The following is a 16,258-nucleotide window of genomic DNA, read 5'->3' on the forward strand; positions in this document are numbered from 1 at the left end:
TTTCCCAGGACATACCTTTCATAACATACGGAAATTTTAAATTAAGCTTTTTTCCATATTGATATACGGTTTTCACCTGGTTTTAAATTTTGGATTGGACCTAACACGGCAAATTCGTTTCTAGTATCATTGATTAAATCTGAATCAATAACAACTTCGTTTCCATCTGGTCTTTCAAAGTCTACGTCGACTAATCTTACTTTAGGTAGTGAAGTGGTAGAGTGTACATCTCCTTTGAATTCTAATAATGAATCTGGCAATGTTACATTTAAGTAAACTTCATTTTCATCTTCTGTTATTGAAATCTTTGGATCGAATGAATTATCTTCAATGAAGCTTTCTTCTCTATTGAAGTGTTCGGCATTGTTTAAATATGCGTTATGGTTGATGAACACTGGTTGTTTTATTTTATGGAAGGCTTCGTGATCTCCTTCTTCTTTGGATACTAAGTCTTTATATTCTTCTAATGAAGTTGTGTATTCATTAAATATATGCGTGCCAATGTTAGATACACTTGGTTTACCAACAAATATATTATTATAAAATCGGTCATCTCCACCATAAACAGGTGCAAATCCAGCTACTAAAGTACTATGTGGTACATGGTAAGGTGTTGATCTATCTAACATTAATCGATGTACGATTTCACCGTTAATAATGTTGTTAATATATGCGCCACCTTGTGCATGGTTATCCAGTGCATAGTCTGCTGTTAAAATATTATTATCTACAATATAAGGTCCACTAGTTACTTCAACAAATAGGTCTCTTGTATTATTTGCGAAAATATTTTTACTTATTCTTGTGCCTTGAGTTTGCCAATCAAACCACATACCTAAAGAGCAATTATGAACGTAGTTATCATAAACTTGTGTATCTAATGCTGCATGTAATTTTATGCCTGCAATTTCATGACCGAAGAATTCTCTTCTATTTCCAATATTATAAATGTGGTTACTATATACATGACTAAAAGCACATCCTAAATGTCCGACAACTGCGTTTTGTCCACAATCATGAATAGTATTATTTCTAATGATATGAGAACCAATCGTTTCTTTATTCCAATCACTATTAACTGCTTTAAAAACAGTTTCAATTTGGTATTGGTATCCTGGTTTATCTTTTCTATAAGTAGTAAAGTTATCACCAGTTGATATTTCTTTACCAATTGCTACTGCACTACACATAGAATCATGAATAAGATTCTTTTCTATAATCCAATTTTTGCTCCAATTTGTATCAATTATTCCAGTTTGTTTAGCTGTAGGAGGTGACCATTGTGTTGCACCATGTGCAATTTCGAAATTTTGAATAGTTATATAATTTGTATGTGTTTTAACGGGAGCAAAAACATTTTCTCTCACATTAATTTCGATTGTTTCATTATTTGGATCATAATCTTGGAAATTAGCATAAATAGTAGTATGGTCTTCTTGAACATCTGCATGCCATACATATACTGATTCATCTGTATAATCAAAAGAGACTTGTTTATTAGTCCAATGGTCTAATGTTTCATGTATAGGCTGTGGATTTTTCAGAGAATCAAAATCATTCACTTCAAATAATGCTTGCCCGTTTATATAAACTTGTCCTAATGTTTTATTATTATCAACAACTAACCAATCACCAAATAGTTTGGTATCGAATGGATTGAAATGATTGAAAAATTGATTATCAATATCCACTTTCCATATATTTTGTTCTACATGTTCCCAGTTTTTTATTTCTTCAGAACCTTTAATTACTACTTTCTCATTATCTGCAGCTTTAAAAGTAATTCTTCTAGCTTCGCTTAAGCCACTATTAATATGAGTGATTTGTTCTCTATAGATGCCTTCATGTACGATTACTGAATCTCCTGGTAACGCTACTGAAGCGGCTTTATCAATAGTTAAGAAGGGTGATGTTTCAGTTCCTAACCCATAATCTGAACCGTTTTTAGCTACATGTATTAAATTAGTCATTTGAATTACTCCTTTTATTTATATATTTGTTTTGATCTCATTTCGCCAACATTATTTGAACGAATTTGTTGTTTAATTTGTGTAATAAACTTTTCATAATTTAAGAAGAAAGTAATGACACAAATGAGTACTACTGTTAATAATGGAAAGTATATTTGCATAGATTTAATTGCAAATATAGTACTTTCTGATTGTACAGATGCTCCTGCGACATAGCCTCCAATAGATAGTGACCAGCCCACGATAGCGGATTGTAATCCAGAACCGATTTTCATGCCTGCGCTAGCCAAACTAAAAATGGAACCTTGTACGGGTACGCCAGTCTTCCAATAAATAATATCACCAACATCTGCAACGATTCCACTTAATGCTGCAGTAAATGGTACAAGACCTATACCATTTATAACTAAACCTACAATGAGGAATGGTAAGTTTTCTGAGAATAATGCCATAACAATGTACGAAATTATAGAAATAACTAACCCAATTATAATACTATTTTTAATACCAACTATTTCTGCAAATTTAGGTGCGATTAACAGCCCTAAAATTGTAGGTAGCAATGTCGCTACGCTAAGAATTGCCATGACATTGGCATTATCAAAAATGTAGGTAGCATAGTAAACTCTCATACCATTATCAGTTTGACGTAAATACCATAATAGATAAAGAATAATTGTTATAATAAAATATTTTTCAGTTAGTAATGATTTAAGTATTAAGGTAAATGGAATACGTTTTGCCTTACCGTTGCTTGTATACTGTTTTTTAGCTACGTTTCTTTCTTTAACAAAATACCCTGTAATCATTAAAGGTACTGCACATAAAAATCCATAAATTAATGCTGTATAAGTCCAACCTTGCTGATTTTCACCAAAGCTTGTTACTAAAAATGTAGTGAAAGTTGTAATACAAAGTACACTAATATTTGAAAAAATAAAACGAATACTGCCTAATGAAACTCTGTCTTTTTCGTCTTTAGACATAAATGAGATAAGAGATGAGTATGCAACATTGTTAGCAGTGTAAAAAATAACTGATATTAAGAAATAAACAATGAAAATATATGCGATTTTACCTGTATTACCAAAGAAATCTGGAACGTTGAACAACATAAAAGTTAATACCCCTAGAATTGGTGCTGTCCAAAAGACCCAAGGTTTCGCTTTACCCATCTTAGTATTCGTATTATCGATAATGCTTCCCATAAATAAATCAGAAAACCCATCTGCAAAACGACAAAAAAGTATAATCGTTCCAATAACTGAGCCTGCAATGCCAACTACATCTGTCATGTATATAGTGATAAATGATGCGATGAAGGTCCAACTATAGTTAGCGCCAAAGTCACCAATACCGAAAACGATTTTTTCAGGCATATGCAATTTCTCATTATTATTAGATTGTAAAATCTGTTCACTAGATTGAGCTTCTACAGTTTCATTCATAAATAATATCCCCCCTGTTTAAAAACCAAATAAGTTGGTTAGTTTTTAAAACAAACTAACTTAAGTGAAATATTACCACTGAACATATTTTTTGTAAACGCTTTCTTATGTATTATTTATTATTATAATATTTCAATCTTTAACAAGTGTGTTTAAATCAAGGGTTAGAAGGTTATTAAAATATTACTATTTATTTCTCTTTTAAAAGTTTCTATAAATAATCTATACATAGACATATGATGTTTGCAGATATATTTTATGCTATAGTTAAACCAAATCTGTGCAATTAAATAGTGAACGTTTTAATTAGTTTAAATTGTTTTTATTGAGGTGGTGTTAGTTTGGAGAAATTAGATGTAACAAATTTAGATTCAAATCAAAAGTTAGTTTTACAACAAATATTTAATAATGAACTAATCTCAAGAATACAAATATCTAAAAATCTTGGGATTAATAAAGCCACCATTTCAAGTATTCTAAATAAATTAAAAGAGAAAAAGCTTGTTAATGAAGTAGGGCAAGGTAAGAGTACTAAAAGCGGTGGGCGTAAACCAATAATATTAGAGATCAATAAAAATTTTGGTTATGTCATTTCTTTGGATATTGCATACCATTCTATTGAAATAATCTATAGCTACTTCAATGGAGAATTATTAAAGTATGAATCTATACCATTGGCTAATCAAAAAATAACGCATGTGTTGGAATTGTTAAAATATCATATTAATGCTGATGAAAACTTTGGCACACATTTTGGTTTACTAGGTATCGCCATTTCTGTCCATGGAATAGTTAATAATGAACAAGAAATTATACATCTACCGTTTCACGAATTAGAAAAAGTTTCTATGATTGAGAGTATTAAGGAAATCGCAGACGTGCCTGTTATCGTAGAAAATGAAGCCAATTTCTCTGCTATTTATGAATGTAATGTTAATAATAGTTTAGAAATCAATAATTTAATTACACTTAGCATACATAAAGGTATCGGTGCAGGTTTAATTATCGACCAGAAATTATATAGAGGTGCAAATGGTGAAGCGGGAGAAATAGGAAAGACACTCGTATCATCTATTGAAGATAACGAGAGAACATATCACAAAATTGAAGATTTATGTTCTCAAGATGCACTAGTTAATAAGATTAATAAAAGGTTAAATACACAAAATACATTATCAGAGCTTAAGAAGATGTATTATGAACGAAATGAAATTGTTCAGGAAGAGATACAACAATTTTCAATAAGGATTGCAATTTTGATGTACAACTTAAATATGCAGCTTAATCCAAAAGTGATTTATATTAATTGTCCATTAATAAACGAAATACCCGATCTCTTAGATAATATTAAAACGACTTTTAACCAATATACACAAAAAGAAATAGAAATTAGTTTAACTTCAAATGTTAAATTCGCAACTTTATTTGGAGCTACACTCGCTATTACCCAGAAAATATTAGATATAGAAAACATTAAACTTAACTTTTGATTTAGAGAAGGCTGAGACATTCATTTATGTCACAGCCTGTTTTTATTTTACTTAAAGAAACCGTTTACAAAAATTAATTAAGGTGTTATATTTAACTCAATGTTAGTTAGTTTAATAAACAAACTAACTAAACCACAATTCAAGGAGGAGTTAAGAATGTCTTACTTTAATGTTGAAAAAGTGAAATATGAAGGTCCTAAATCAAAAAATCCATTTAGTTTTAAATATTATAATGCTGATGAAAAAATTAATGGTAAAACAATGGCTGAACATTTACGCTTTAGTGTAGCTTATTGGCATACATTCACTGAAGATCTATCTGATCCTTTTGGTGTAGGTACTGCATTACGTGATTGGGATTCATTAGATGAAATGGAAAAAGCTAAAGCACGAGTTGATGCTATTTTTGAATTTATGGATAAAACAGGAATTGAATATTTTTGTTTCCATGACGTTGATATTGCTCCTGAAGGAAATACATTAGAAGAATCTAATAAAAATTTAGATGAAATTGTAGAATTAATTAAAAAGAAAATGAATGAAACAGGTAAGAAATTACTTTGGAATACTACAAATAACTTCACTCATGAACGTTTTGTGCACGGAGCTGCGACATCTTCTAACGCAGATGTATTTGCTTATGCAGCTGCAAAAGTGAAAAAATCTTTAGAAATTGCTAAAACATTAGGTTCAGAAAACTTTGTCTTCTGGGGTGGAAGAGAAGGGTATGAAAGCCTGTTAAACACAGATATGAAGTTAGAGTTAGATAATTTAGCTAAATTCTTTAAAATGGCTATCGCTTACGCAGAAGAAATTGGTTATAAAGGTCAATTTTTAATTGAACCAAAGCCTAAAGAACCAACTACACATCAATACGATACAGATGTAGCAACTTCTCATGCGTTTCTACAAAAATATGATTTAGATAAGCATTTCAAATTTAATATTGAGGCAAACCACGCAACATTAGCTGGTCACTCATTCCAACACGAATTACGTTACGCTAGAGATAATCAAATGTTAGGATCAGTGGATGCAAACCAAGGTCATCCTCAACTAGGTTGGGATACAGATGAGTTCCCAACAGATTTTTACGATACAACTTTAGCAATGTATGAAATTTTAAAAAATGGTGGACTAGCTCCAGGTGGGTTAAACTTCGATGCTAAACCAAGAAGAACTTCATTCAAACAAGAAGACTTAGTACTTACTCATATTGCGGGTATGGATGCTTTTGCATTGGGTCTAAGAGTTGCATCTAAAATGATTGAAGATGAATTCTTTGAAAAAATTGTAGAGAAGAAATATTCATCATTTGCAAGTGGTATCGGTAAGCAAATTGTCGAAGGTGAAGTATCCTTTAAAGAATTAGAAAATCATGCTTTAAATTTAACAACAATAGACAATGAGTCTGATCATTTAGAAGTGATTAAATCAGAAATTAACCAATATATTTTAAACATTAATAATCAATAATTATTGAGCTGCATTCCTTCATTTTTCTAATAAATTTAGAAGAATTGATGGATAGCAGCTTTTTTATTTCGGCAGTATATTAAAAAATATTTCCATGGAAATGTATAATGAGGGGTAAAGTAATATAAGTTGATTAAAGGGGATGAGTCGAGATGATAAAGATTATGAGACATGCTCAAGCTGAACATAACATGAATGAGCCGGAAAGCTTTAATTTAAAAGACCCAAAATTGACTGATAAAGGTAGAAGAGATACAAAAAACATAAGTGAATATATTGACCAAGACTCTCAATTTTGGGTAAGTCCAACAGTTAGAACAATTGAAACTGCTATGTTATTAAGTCATAACAATAAAATCAAGGTCGTAGCTATTTTAGGTCCAAGAGTGTACCCACATAGAAAAGGAAAAATGAATATATGTGATCAGATATGCTCAAATTATAACGACAAAAACATATCTACTATTAACTCATTAAATAATAAACACCCTAATGATTTAAAACACCAATCATTTATTAAAGAATTTCAACATTTTATAAAAAAATATATAAAAGATGATGAGAATAATGTGATTATCACACACGATGGCGTCATTGCCACTTTATTAGAACAGTATAAAAATATAAAACTAAAGCGTGATGAAAATAACGATTTAATGCTAAACAATGAAATTTTTCAGTTTACGAAAAGTGAAATATTAGGGTGATATGTAATAAGTGAATAATATATTATATATAATATATGAAATAAGAAATCGTCAAAACAACTATTACGTCAAAGGAATCAATATTGTTCTTAGAAGAAAGCAAAATATTTTTGACCACATAGTTGTTTTTTGTTCTTTCTTTAGCCTTTAACGATTTAGAAATTTTTATATATAAATAATGGAAGAAAGTATACGTGAGAAAGACTAGAAGAACTATAAAAAGAAAATTTAACATAATGTTACCTCCAAAGTATAAAGCGTATAAAACTAACTTTAGTTTACTGAATTATCTTTCAAAATTAATTATGAGGTATAGCTTTTGTTTCTATAATATCTAATAATGAGCTTTATTTCCAAAGAAAATATTTTAATACATTAAAATACAAATATACGATTTAAATCAAGCCATACCATTAGCTAATACGCATAATGGTGTGCCTTTTTGACTGTCTTCGAAAGTTTAGCCAAGCGTGTAATAGGTAATATGTATAGAAGATAAAATGAACGTTAAAAAAGAAGGGAAAGAATTATATGATAACGGATATGAATGCGATGGTAATTCATAAATATGGTGATGGACCAGTATCATTAGAACGCATGCCAATACCGAGTATGAGCCCTACTGAAGTACGTGTGGAAATTAAAGCAGCTAGTATTAATCCTATAGATTATAAAATTAAAGAGGGAGGCTTACGTCCTTTATTGAAATATGACTTTCCTCTTATTCTTGGTAATGATTTTTCAGGTGTGATTACTGAAGTTGGTAGTAAGGTTAAAGGTTTTAAAGTCGGGGATGAAGTGTATGCCCGACCTAGAAAAAATAAGATAGGGACATTTGCAGAATATATAGCTGTCGATGAGAATGATATTGCTTTAAAACCAAGTAATTTAACTTTTGAAGAAGCGGCAAGTATACCGTTAGTGGGATTAACGGCATATCAAGCACTCAATGATGTTATGCAACTTAAACAAGGTGATAAAGTATTAATTCAAGCTGGTTCAGGTGGAGTTGGAACATTCGCTATACAATTGGCTAAAGCGATGGGCTTATATGTTGCGACAACAGTGAGTTCTCGAGGGTATGACCTTGTCAGTTCACTAGGGGCAGATAAAATTATTAATTATAGAGAAGAAAAATTTGGGGATGTCTTATCAGGATATAACGGTGTCTTCGATACTTTAGGAGGAGGTAATTTAGAACATTCTTTTGAAGTGTTAAAAGAAGGTGGTACAGTTACATCTATATCAGGTATGCCAACAGCTAAAGTTGCGAAAAGCATGAATTTAGGTGTCGCTAAACAAGTGTTATTTAAGTTAGCTTCTTCAAAATATACAAGAAAAGCTAAAAAATATCATGCAAATTATGAATTTCTGTTTATGAAGCCGAGTGGTGAACAATTAACGATTATTAAAGACTTAATCGAACAAGAGAAAATTAAACCAATCATTGATAAAGTTTATGACTTTAAAGATACAGAAGCAGCCCTAGAATATTCAAATAGTGGAAGGGCGAAAGGTAAAATTATTGTAAAAATGGATGACAGCAAATAAGAAAGGCGGACATATCATGAAAAGAATTATGATTGTAAATACAAGTTCGGATGTTTTTGAAGGAACTCAAGTGCCAACAGGTTTATGGCTAGGCGAACTTGTTCATTTTTATGAACATTTTAAGAGTGATGATTATCAAGTAGACTTTTTCAACATTACAGGAGGCAATACACCACTTGATCCAATGAGTTTAGGAAAAGTAATGTTGGATAAGACGACAAAAGCCTACTATCAAAATAAAGATTTTATGAATAAATTAAAATATTCACAACCTATTAGCGAAGCAAATGCTGCGCAATACGATGCAATTTATTTCACAGGTGGACACGGTGTAATGTATGATTTTCCTGATAATGAAGACGCTAAAAAAGCTATAAATGAAATTTATAAGAAAGGCGGCGTTGTTTCCGCAGTTTGTCATGGTATTGCAGGTCTATTAAATGTGAAAAATGAAAAAGGAAGATTTTTAATTGATCAGAAGAAAATTACAGGATTTTCAAACTTAGAAGAACTTTTGGCCAACAAGATGAAGATTGTCCCATTTAAGCTTGAAGACGAATTGAAAGTCCAAGGTGCACGTTATGAAAAATCGTATATACCATTTCGTCCTAAAGTAGTCGTTGATGGTCAAATAGTAACAGGACAAAATCCACAATCTGCTAATCTAGTAGGGGCTACTGTTAAAGAATTGTTGAGTTAATCTGAGCCTAATGTTTAAAGAAGAAAGCAAAAAGGAAAGCACTAAACAAAGGAGTAGATAAATATGACACATAGAATTCAAATAGAAGAAAATGCATATCTTAATGTAGAAGACTTTGGTGAAGGTCAACCGATTGTATTTCTTCACGGATGGCCGGCTAATAATAAAATGTTTGAATATTAAGCACAACATGTTGTAAATAATGGCTACCGTTATATAGGTATTGATCATCGTGGTTTCGGATTATCTGATACGACTGCTTCTGGTTATGATTACGACACAATTGTAGATGACGTTCAAAAAGTAGTCGATGAATTAAACCTTAAAAATTATGTCGTTGTGGGATTCTCAGTAGGTGGTGCGTTAGCACTAAAATATGCAGCTAAGCATAACAATCCAGATTTAGAAAAAATGATACTACTTGGACCAGCAGGACCTAGCTTTACACAGAGAGAAGGCTACCCTTACGGTATGGAAGTAGACGATGTTATAGATTTAATGAAGTCTATTTCTGACGATCAACCAAAAGCAATTACAGAATTTGGAGACACATTCTTCAGTTCTAACACAAACGTATCAGATGAATACAAAAACTATTTCACTCAATTAACGCTAACATCATCATTAATAGGTACAGTTAAATTATTAGAGTCCCTTCGTGATGAAGACCTTAGAGAAGACGTGAAGAATATAGACTTACCAGTATACGGAATACACGGCACAGACGACGCGGCATGCCCAATCGAATTTTCTGAAGTACTAGAAAAAACAATGCCTAATTATCAACTAACACGTGTATCAGATGTAGGACACGCATTATTCGTAGAGAAAAAACATGAAATTAACGATTTAATCATTGAATTATTGAAGAAATAATAAATACCTCGACACTAGTTAGGAAAATAGTGTCGAGGCATTTTTTATATAAATAAGAATTAAAGCACTTCATCTATTTGTTTACCGTGTTTTTTACCGAACACTTCCATCATTTTTAGAATTGGTAATATTTCTTCACCCATGTCTGTTAAGGAGTACTCTACTTTTGGTGGGACTTCTGGATATACATTACGATTAATAAGACCATCAGCTTCTAGTTCTTTTAATTGTTTTGTTAATGAACCTTGAGATATACCTGATAAAAACCGTTTAATATCACTATATCGTTTAGGCTCTTCTTTTAAAAACCACAATATAAAATATTTCCAGCGTCCTGCTAATAAATTTTGAGTAAATCCTATGCCGTATAAATCTCTTTCATTTTTTATAATTGAATCATCAAATCCATATTTACAAATTTTAGCCATAGAATCCCATCCTTATGCATACGTACAAAAAATAGTACTAAGAACTATTTTATTGCCGTCTTTTAAAATATATTAATAAGTATATAATTTATACTACTATAACTCAAATATAAAAGGAGCGTAGAAATGACGATTAATAAAAGAGATGGAAAAATGAAGTTAGCACTTCAAATGGTGTCTGGCTATGGTGGAGAATTTAAGACTTGGCGCATGCCAGAAGCTGTAGCGGATGCTTATACAAATATGGATAATTATGTTGAAAAAGCAAAAATTGCTGAACGTGGTAAAATTCATACTTTATTTATTGCAGATACTCCATCTTTGCAAAATGATATTAGTATCAATTCACCAATGCATTCAATGGATCCATTAATTGCATTAACTGCTGTTGCAAGGGAGACTAAAAACATTGGACTTGTTTCTACCTTTTCAACTACATTTACAGAACCTTACAATCTTGCTCGTCAGTTAAAAACATTAGATATTGTAAGTAATGGGCGTGTTGGATGGAATGCAGTAACAACTTCAAATGGTCAGACAGCAATGAATTTTGGTAAACGTTTGCCTGACCGCAATACAAGGTATGAAATGGCGCGTGAACATATTGAAGCAGTACAGTCTTTATGGGGCAGCTTTGGTAAAGATGCATATGTTATTAATCAATCAACTGGACAGTTTGCAGATATGAATAAAGTAAACCTCGCTAATTATAACGGTAAGTATTATCAAACAAGAGGGCCACTACCCATACCTGCGTCATCACAAGGTCAACCACCGATATTCCAAGCAGGTGGTGGTGAAAAAGGTTTGGAACTTGCAGGTAGATTTGCTTCAGGTGTATATGCAAATCCATTTACAAAAGAAGAAGCGAAATTACATCGCACAATGTTACGTAATAGTGCAAAGCAACATGGAAGAAACCCTGAAGATATTAAAATGTTTGCAGGATTTATGTTCTCTATAGGTAAGACAAAAGAAGAAGCATTAGATAGAAGACGTATGTTGCTTGATTTTGCACCAGAAGAAACAGCTCATTATGTTCAATATTTAGGTCATATGGTTGGTATAACTATCAATGTAAATACCATTGATATTAATAAACCACTACCAGAAAGTTTATTATCGCAAGCATATCCATCACCGATGGATCCTAGAGCAGAAAGAGCATATGAATTACTTAAAGAAGGCTTATCCGTAAAAGATGTACTAGCGAATGGTGTGATTAACTATCACCCAGTAGTAGCTGGAACACCAGAAATGATAGCTGATTTTCTAGAAGAATGGTATTTAGCAGATGCTACAGACGGTTTCTCAATAGTTCCAGATTCATCACATGATGGTATAGAAGACTTTGTAGATTATGTTGTACCTATTTTACAAGAAAGAGGATTATACCATTTAGACTATGAAGGAGAAACACTTAGAGATAGTTTAGAAGTACCTCAAGAATACGGAATGAGAGAGTAATATATTAAACAAACTATAAAATATTAGGAGAGACATATAATGAATATTGGAATTATAGGAGCAGGACCTATCGGGGTCACTATTTCAGAAAAATTATATAATTTAGGTCATAATATCAAAATAGCGGATGTGCGATCAGTAAGCTATTTAGAAAATAAAAAGTTTAAAGGAAAAGCAGTAGAAATAGATGAAGTAATTAAGCATGTAGATATTTTAATAATATCGATTCCTACACAAGTTATACCTACAATAAAACCTTATATTTCTAATATAAGTGATGACGTAATAGTCGTAGATACAAGTAATTATTATCCATTTAGAGATGGAAATATTAAAGAATTAGATGATGGAACAGTTGAAAGTGAATGGGTATCAGAAGTAATTGGCAAACCAGTTATAAAAGCATTTAATAATTTACTTGCATATACATTGAAAAATAAAAATAGTACTGAAGAAAATGAAGAAAAAATAGCAATGGCGATATCAGGAGATAATACAGAAGATAAAAAAATTATAAGTGAACTTATACAATCAATAGGATTTGATACTGTTGATAGTGGTGAAATTAAAAATTCATGGAGACATCAACCAGGCACACCTGCATATTGCACAGAACTTAATACTGAAGAATTGGAAATAGCATTAAAAGTTGCTGACAAAAACCTAGCACCAATTAATCGAGACGAAGTATTTAAACACTTTGAACCAAATATGAACCATGATCAAATTATAGAATTAAATAGAAAATATTATGGGACAAATGAAATTATTTAATAGCAATAATTAAAAAATGTAAACAATTTTATATATAAATTATGAGAGTCTATTTTAAATAGCTCTCTTTTTTATTAAATTACTAATGATTTATTTTACAGATTGAGGGTATTTTTAATTGTAAGGATAAAAAATCTGTTTGAAAGGGCATGATTAAATGAGACTTACAGGCATAGTGAAACAAGTTTTTGCGATTGGATTTCCGTTTGTTGGGGGTAATTTGATAGGTAAGTATACGAGCAAAAATGCGCGACAAGATTATAAACGAAATAAAAAGCCACCATTTTCTCCACCAGGATATATCTTTCCTATAGTATGGCCACTACTTTATCTTAGTATGGGCATAGCTTATTCTTTAGTTTCTAATAATAATGCAAGTAAGAGTACTAAAGGTATATACTCTCTTCAATTAGGTCTGAATTATTTATGGTCTATACTTTACTTTAAATATAAATTAAGAGGTACTGCATTGATTGAAAGCTTTGCTTTATTTAGTGCTGTTATTATTACGACAGTTAAGTTTTATCAAGTTAAGAAGACTGCAGGGCTACTATTAATCCCTTATGTGGCATGGAGTGCTTTCGCATCTTACTTAACAACTGGTAACTGGGTATTAAATAAAGATAACCCAGAATATGTACCAAATGATAAATAATTGTGTTTACGAAAACTTAATGTTTATTGGATAAATATGTAAAAACTAAAACCCTCACTTCCTTCTTGAGATTCGCTCTTTCGTTGTTATAAATGGCAATAGAAATTATTTTAAGTATTGTATAAAATAATGAATAATTATATTTATATACACAACTTAATAATATAAATAGTGAAAATCAATTGTATATTAACAAATTTTACAACATATTATATTGTTAAATTTTTCAAATCGAGTATAATGCTATTTGTACAATAAATTAAATTTATGCATATTAATGGTAAGGGAATGGTACTCAAGATGAAGAAGAAAATAGATTTTTTGCCAAATAGAAAAAACCAATACTCTATTCGTAAATTCACGGTGGGAACAGCTTCGATACTCGTCGGGACTTTACTTTTTTTAGGTATTGATCATAATGCTAAGGCATCTGAAAATAATTACAGTACTGATCAAAGTGTTAAAAGTAACTCAGAAGAAAATGAAACTGACACCGTTAAACAAAGTCAGTTGAAAGAACAAGGTACAAATGAAAAACATAACAATTCAACAAAAACAAATGAAGAAATTGAAAATCCAACAATAGACCAAGCAGAATCTAATGTATCTAATGAAGAAAACATTGAGGATTTTGCTACATATGAGCAAGAAGACAAGTCAACAAATGAGGAGGCAGAAGAAACACCGAAGAAAGAACCAACAATTGAAGAAGAACCTCAATCAGAAAAGGATACAGCTGAAGATAAAGAAGATGCTTCAACAGAAGAACAACGTACGGAAGACAAGCCAACAAGTGAAGACACAGAGGAAACACCGAAAGAAGAACCAACAGCTGAAGATAAAGAAGATGCTTCAACAGAAGAACAACGTACGGAAGACAAACCAACAAGTGGAGACACAGAGGAAACACCGAAAGAAGAACCAACAGCTGAAGATAAAGAAGATACTTCAACAGAAGAACAACGTACGGAAAACAAGCCAACAAGTGAAGACACAGAGGAAATACCGAAAGAAGAACCAACAGTTGAAGAAAAGCCTCAATCAGAAAAGGATACAGCTGAAGATAATCATTCAGATGAACAAAATAATAAAGAAGACATTGATTCTGCGCAAGAAGACTCCGACAAACCAACAAATGAAGATAATACTACAGAAGAGCGAAATACAGATAAAGATAAAGCTAATCAAGATACAAACCAATCCAATGAAAAAAATTTAACAGAAAATCCAAATGAATCAGCTGAAGATAATGAAAAGCAAACAACAGATGCCGAAAACAATGAAAATAGCGAAGAAGATATAGGGGCTAGCTCAGAAAATCAATCTGGAATAGATAAAGAAGAAATTACAAATGAAGAAATAAGTCCAGAAGAAGCGAAAGACGTTAAGTTAGCTGATGACAAAGCGTTTAAAGAAGGCCTTAATGAAGAAACAAATCGTAAGCAATATGTAGAAGATTATTTGAAAGATAATGACATTCAAGATAAAGATGCAAAATCAATCATAGATAATTTAGATATTGACTATGATAAAGCATCTAACGAAGAAATCTATGATTCATTACGATTAGAATTGTTAAAGCGTGCTGCTGATGAACAAGAAGGAACAAAACCGAAAGCAACTGTATTACGCTCAGTACGAACAGAGAGTAATGAAAATAGAAGTATAACTGATACACCTAAAACAAGAGTGTTAGAAGCTGGAGATACAGCCACTACAGACTTTAGTAAATTAGTTAATATTAATAAAACAATCTCTAGACCTCTTATTGATGATTGGACACACATGGATTCAATTCGATTTAGACAAATAAATAATGATCAAATAGAGTTAAGTATTGCAATAGGACAGAAAAAAGGCTTGAATTTTGGTTTTAGTGCACTTGAAAGATATAGTGTAAACTTTAATGAGCAATTGAAGAACAATATAGTAAGCATAACAGCTGAAGGTGACAAATTAATAAAAGATGCCAATGGGAATTATTCAATTGAATATAAAAGAACAGCATCGTTTCTCTCTAATGGTGAGCCATTAAATTTAAATATAATCATAAATTCAAAAGATTTTGATCCTAAAAGCGCGTTATCTGTCTCTTATTATAGGAAAGTTAATACTGGTTTATTAGCTGGAACAAACACTTATGATATAACTTTCCAAGATTTTGCTAATTACTTAAATGAATATCAGGGTATTTATAAAGAAATTAACAGTACAAAGGCTTTAGATGAAGCCACGAAACAAGAAATGTTAAATTCATTTAACGGTGTTAATACGATAGATGGTTTGAGAGCTCAAGTTATTACTGTACGTAATCAAGGTAGAACAACTGTAAACAATAATATAGGACAGTTAACAAACTTAACTACTAGTGAAAAGACGAATTACAATACGCAAGTTAAGCAAACGCAAAAATTAACAGACTTAGATAGTATATATACTAATGCACAAGCTCAAGATGCAAGCAACTTACTGAGGAATCAAAAAACACAAGGAACAAACCAAATTAACGGATTTAATTATTTGTCAAATGAAGAAAAAGCCACTTATAACAATCAAGTTGCTAATGCTAAAGATAAAGCAACAATAGATAAAGCGGTACAAGATGCTCAAATTAAAGATGCAACCAACTTATTGAATAATCAAAAAGAGCAAGGTAAATCTAATATCAATAATTTAAGTAATTTAACAGCTGAAGATATTAGTAATTTTACAAATC

The 16,258-nt window shown here is 31.2% G+C and carries 13 protein-coding genes and 1 pseudogene; 11 read left to right on the forward strand and 3 right to left on the reverse strand.

The genetic code is table 11. The features are described 5' to 3' along the window. Window positions 1-41 precede the first annotated feature (41 nt). Together LQ682_RS12600 and LQ682_RS12605 are read right to left on the reverse strand one after the other, a co-directional pair. On the reverse strand, window positions 42-1,970 hold the full coding sequence (locus tag LQ682_RS12600; protein ID WP_239724500.1) for a right-handed parallel beta-helix repeat-containing protein: 1,929 nt from the start codon (window positions 1,968-1,970) through the stop codon (window positions 42-44). Between the two features lie 14 nt (window positions 1,971-1,984). Beyond that, on the reverse strand, window positions 1,985-3,418 hold the full coding sequence (locus LQ682_RS12605) for an MFS transporter (RefSeq protein ID WP_017000402.1): 1,434 nt from the start codon (window positions 3,416-3,418) through the stop codon (window positions 1,985-1,987). Between the two features lie 341 nt (window positions 3,419-3,759). Here LQ682_RS12605 and LQ682_RS12610 point away from each other — a divergent pair, with 341 nt between their 5' ends. From LQ682_RS12610 to LQ682_RS12635, 7 genes and pseudogenes are all read left to right on the forward strand, one after another. Then, window positions 3,760-4,908 carry an ROK family transcriptional regulator gene (locus LQ682_RS12610; protein ID WP_239724501.1) on the forward strand — a complete coding sequence of 383 codons (1,149 nt, stop codon included), beginning with the start codon at window positions 3,760-3,762 and terminating at the stop codon, window positions 4,906-4,908. 156 nt (window positions 4,909-5,064) lie between these two features. Beyond that, window positions 5,065-6,384, forward strand: a complete 1,320-nt coding sequence (gene xylA / locus LQ682_RS12615) for a xylose isomerase (protein ID WP_017000400.1) — start codon at window positions 5,065-5,067, stop codon at window positions 6,382-6,384. Between the two features lie 152 nt (window positions 6,385-6,536). Continuing rightward, window positions 6,537-7,091, forward strand: a complete 555-nt coding sequence (locus LQ682_RS12620) for a histidine phosphatase family protein (RefSeq protein ID WP_239724502.1) — start codon at window positions 6,537-6,539, stop codon at window positions 7,089-7,091. A 543-nt stretch (window positions 7,092-7,634) separates the two neighbouring features. Beyond that, window positions 7,635-8,642 carry an NADP-dependent oxidoreductase gene (locus LQ682_RS12625; protein ID WP_239724508.1) on the forward strand — a complete coding sequence of 336 codons (1,008 nt, stop codon included), beginning with the start codon at window positions 7,635-7,637 and terminating at the stop codon, window positions 8,640-8,642. Window positions 8,643-8,658: 16 nt separating this feature from the next. Beyond that, entirely contained in the window at window positions 8,659-9,342 is a 684-nt protein-coding gene (locus LQ682_RS12630) for a type 1 glutamine amidotransferase domain-containing protein (protein WP_239724503.1), read from the forward strand. Window positions 9,343-9,405: 63 nt separating this feature from the next. Continuing rightward, complete coding sequence (locus tag LQ682_RS14300) at window positions 9,406-9,525, forward strand: alpha/beta fold hydrolase (RefSeq protein ID WP_372508399.1); 120 nt, start codon at window positions 9,406-9,408, stop codon at window positions 9,523-9,525. Between the two features lie 12 nt (window positions 9,526-9,537). Further along, window positions 9,538-10,218 (forward strand): annotated as a pseudogene (locus LQ682_RS12635) (alpha/beta fold hydrolase); the annotation flags it as partial. A 59-nt stretch (window positions 10,219-10,277) separates the two neighbouring features. Here the strand turns inward: LQ682_RS12635 and LQ682_RS12640 are convergent. Then, window positions 10,278-10,646 carry a winged helix-turn-helix transcriptional regulator gene (locus LQ682_RS12640; protein ID WP_135021159.1) on the reverse strand — a complete coding sequence of 123 codons (369 nt, stop codon included), beginning with the start codon at window positions 10,644-10,646 and terminating at the stop codon, window positions 10,278-10,280. Between the two features lie 126 nt (window positions 10,647-10,772). Between LQ682_RS12640 and LQ682_RS12645 the strand changes: the two genes are divergently transcribed. From LQ682_RS12645 to LQ682_RS12660, 4 genes are all read left to right on the forward strand, one after another. After that, entirely contained in the window at window positions 10,773-12,113 is a 1,341-nt protein-coding gene (locus LQ682_RS12645) for an NtaA/DmoA family FMN-dependent monooxygenase (protein WP_239724504.1), read from the forward strand. A gap of 39 nt (window positions 12,114-12,152) precedes the next feature. Further along, the gene (locus tag LQ682_RS12650) at window positions 12,153-12,887 is read left to right on the forward strand and encodes an NADPH-dependent F420 reductase (RefSeq protein ID WP_239724505.1); all 735 of its coding nucleotides are present in this window, start codon (window positions 12,153-12,155) and stop codon (window positions 12,885-12,887) included. Window positions 12,888-13,044: 157 nt separating this feature from the next. Beyond that, a complete protein-coding gene (locus tag LQ682_RS12655; protein WP_239724506.1) occupies window positions 13,045-13,542 on the forward strand; it encodes a TspO/MBR family protein in 498 nt (165 codons plus the stop codon). A gap of 300 nt (window positions 13,543-13,842) precedes the next feature. Next, the coding region (locus LQ682_RS12660; RefSeq protein WP_239724507.1) for a YSIRK-type signal peptide-containing protein at window positions 13,843-16,258 on the forward strand (2,416 nt) is incomplete at its 3' end.

Source organism: Mammaliicoccus sp. A-M4 (assembly GCF_022386955.1).
Taxonomy (GTDB): domain Bacteria; phylum Bacillota; class Bacilli; order Staphylococcales; family Staphylococcaceae; genus Mammaliicoccus; species Mammaliicoccus lentus.

Bases quoted from the DNA above. Each gene is read 5' to 3' on its own strand.
- LQ682_RS12600 (WP_239724500.1), bottom strand. From the start codon at position 1,970: ATGACTAATTTAATACATGTAGCTAAAAACGGTTCAGATTATGGGTTA.
- LQ682_RS12605 (WP_017000402.1), bottom strand. From the start codon at position 3,418: ATGAATGAAACTGTAGAAGCTCAATCTAGTGAACAGATTTTACAATCT.
- xylA (WP_017000400.1), top strand. From the start codon at position 5,065: ATGTCTTACTTTAATGTTGAAAAAGTGAAATATGAAGGTCCTAAATCA.
- LQ682_RS12620 (WP_239724502.1), top strand. From the start codon at position 6,537: ATGATAAAGATTATGAGACATGCTCAAGCTGAACATAACATGAATGAG.
- LQ682_RS12625 (WP_239724508.1), top strand. From the start codon at position 7,635: ATGAATGCGATGGTAATTCATAAATATGGTGATGGACCAGTATCATTA.
- LQ682_RS12630 (WP_239724503.1), top strand. From the start codon at position 8,659: ATGAAAAGAATTATGATTGTAAATACAAGTTCGGATGTTTTTGAAGGA.
- LQ682_RS14300 (WP_372508399.1), top strand. From the start codon at position 9,406: ATGACACATAGAATTCAAATAGAAGAAAATGCATATCTTAATGTAGAA.
- LQ682_RS12640 (WP_135021159.1), bottom strand. From the start codon at position 10,646: ATGGCTAAAATTTGTAAATATGGATTTGATGATTCAATTATAAAAAAT.
- LQ682_RS12645 (WP_239724504.1), top strand. From the start codon at position 10,773: ATGACGATTAATAAAAGAGATGGAAAAATGAAGTTAGCACTTCAAATG.
- LQ682_RS12650 (WP_239724505.1), top strand. From the start codon at position 12,153: ATGAATATTGGAATTATAGGAGCAGGACCTATCGGGGTCACTATTTCA.
- LQ682_RS12655 (WP_239724506.1), top strand. From the start codon at position 13,045: ATGAGACTTACAGGCATAGTGAAACAAGTTTTTGCGATTGGATTTCCG.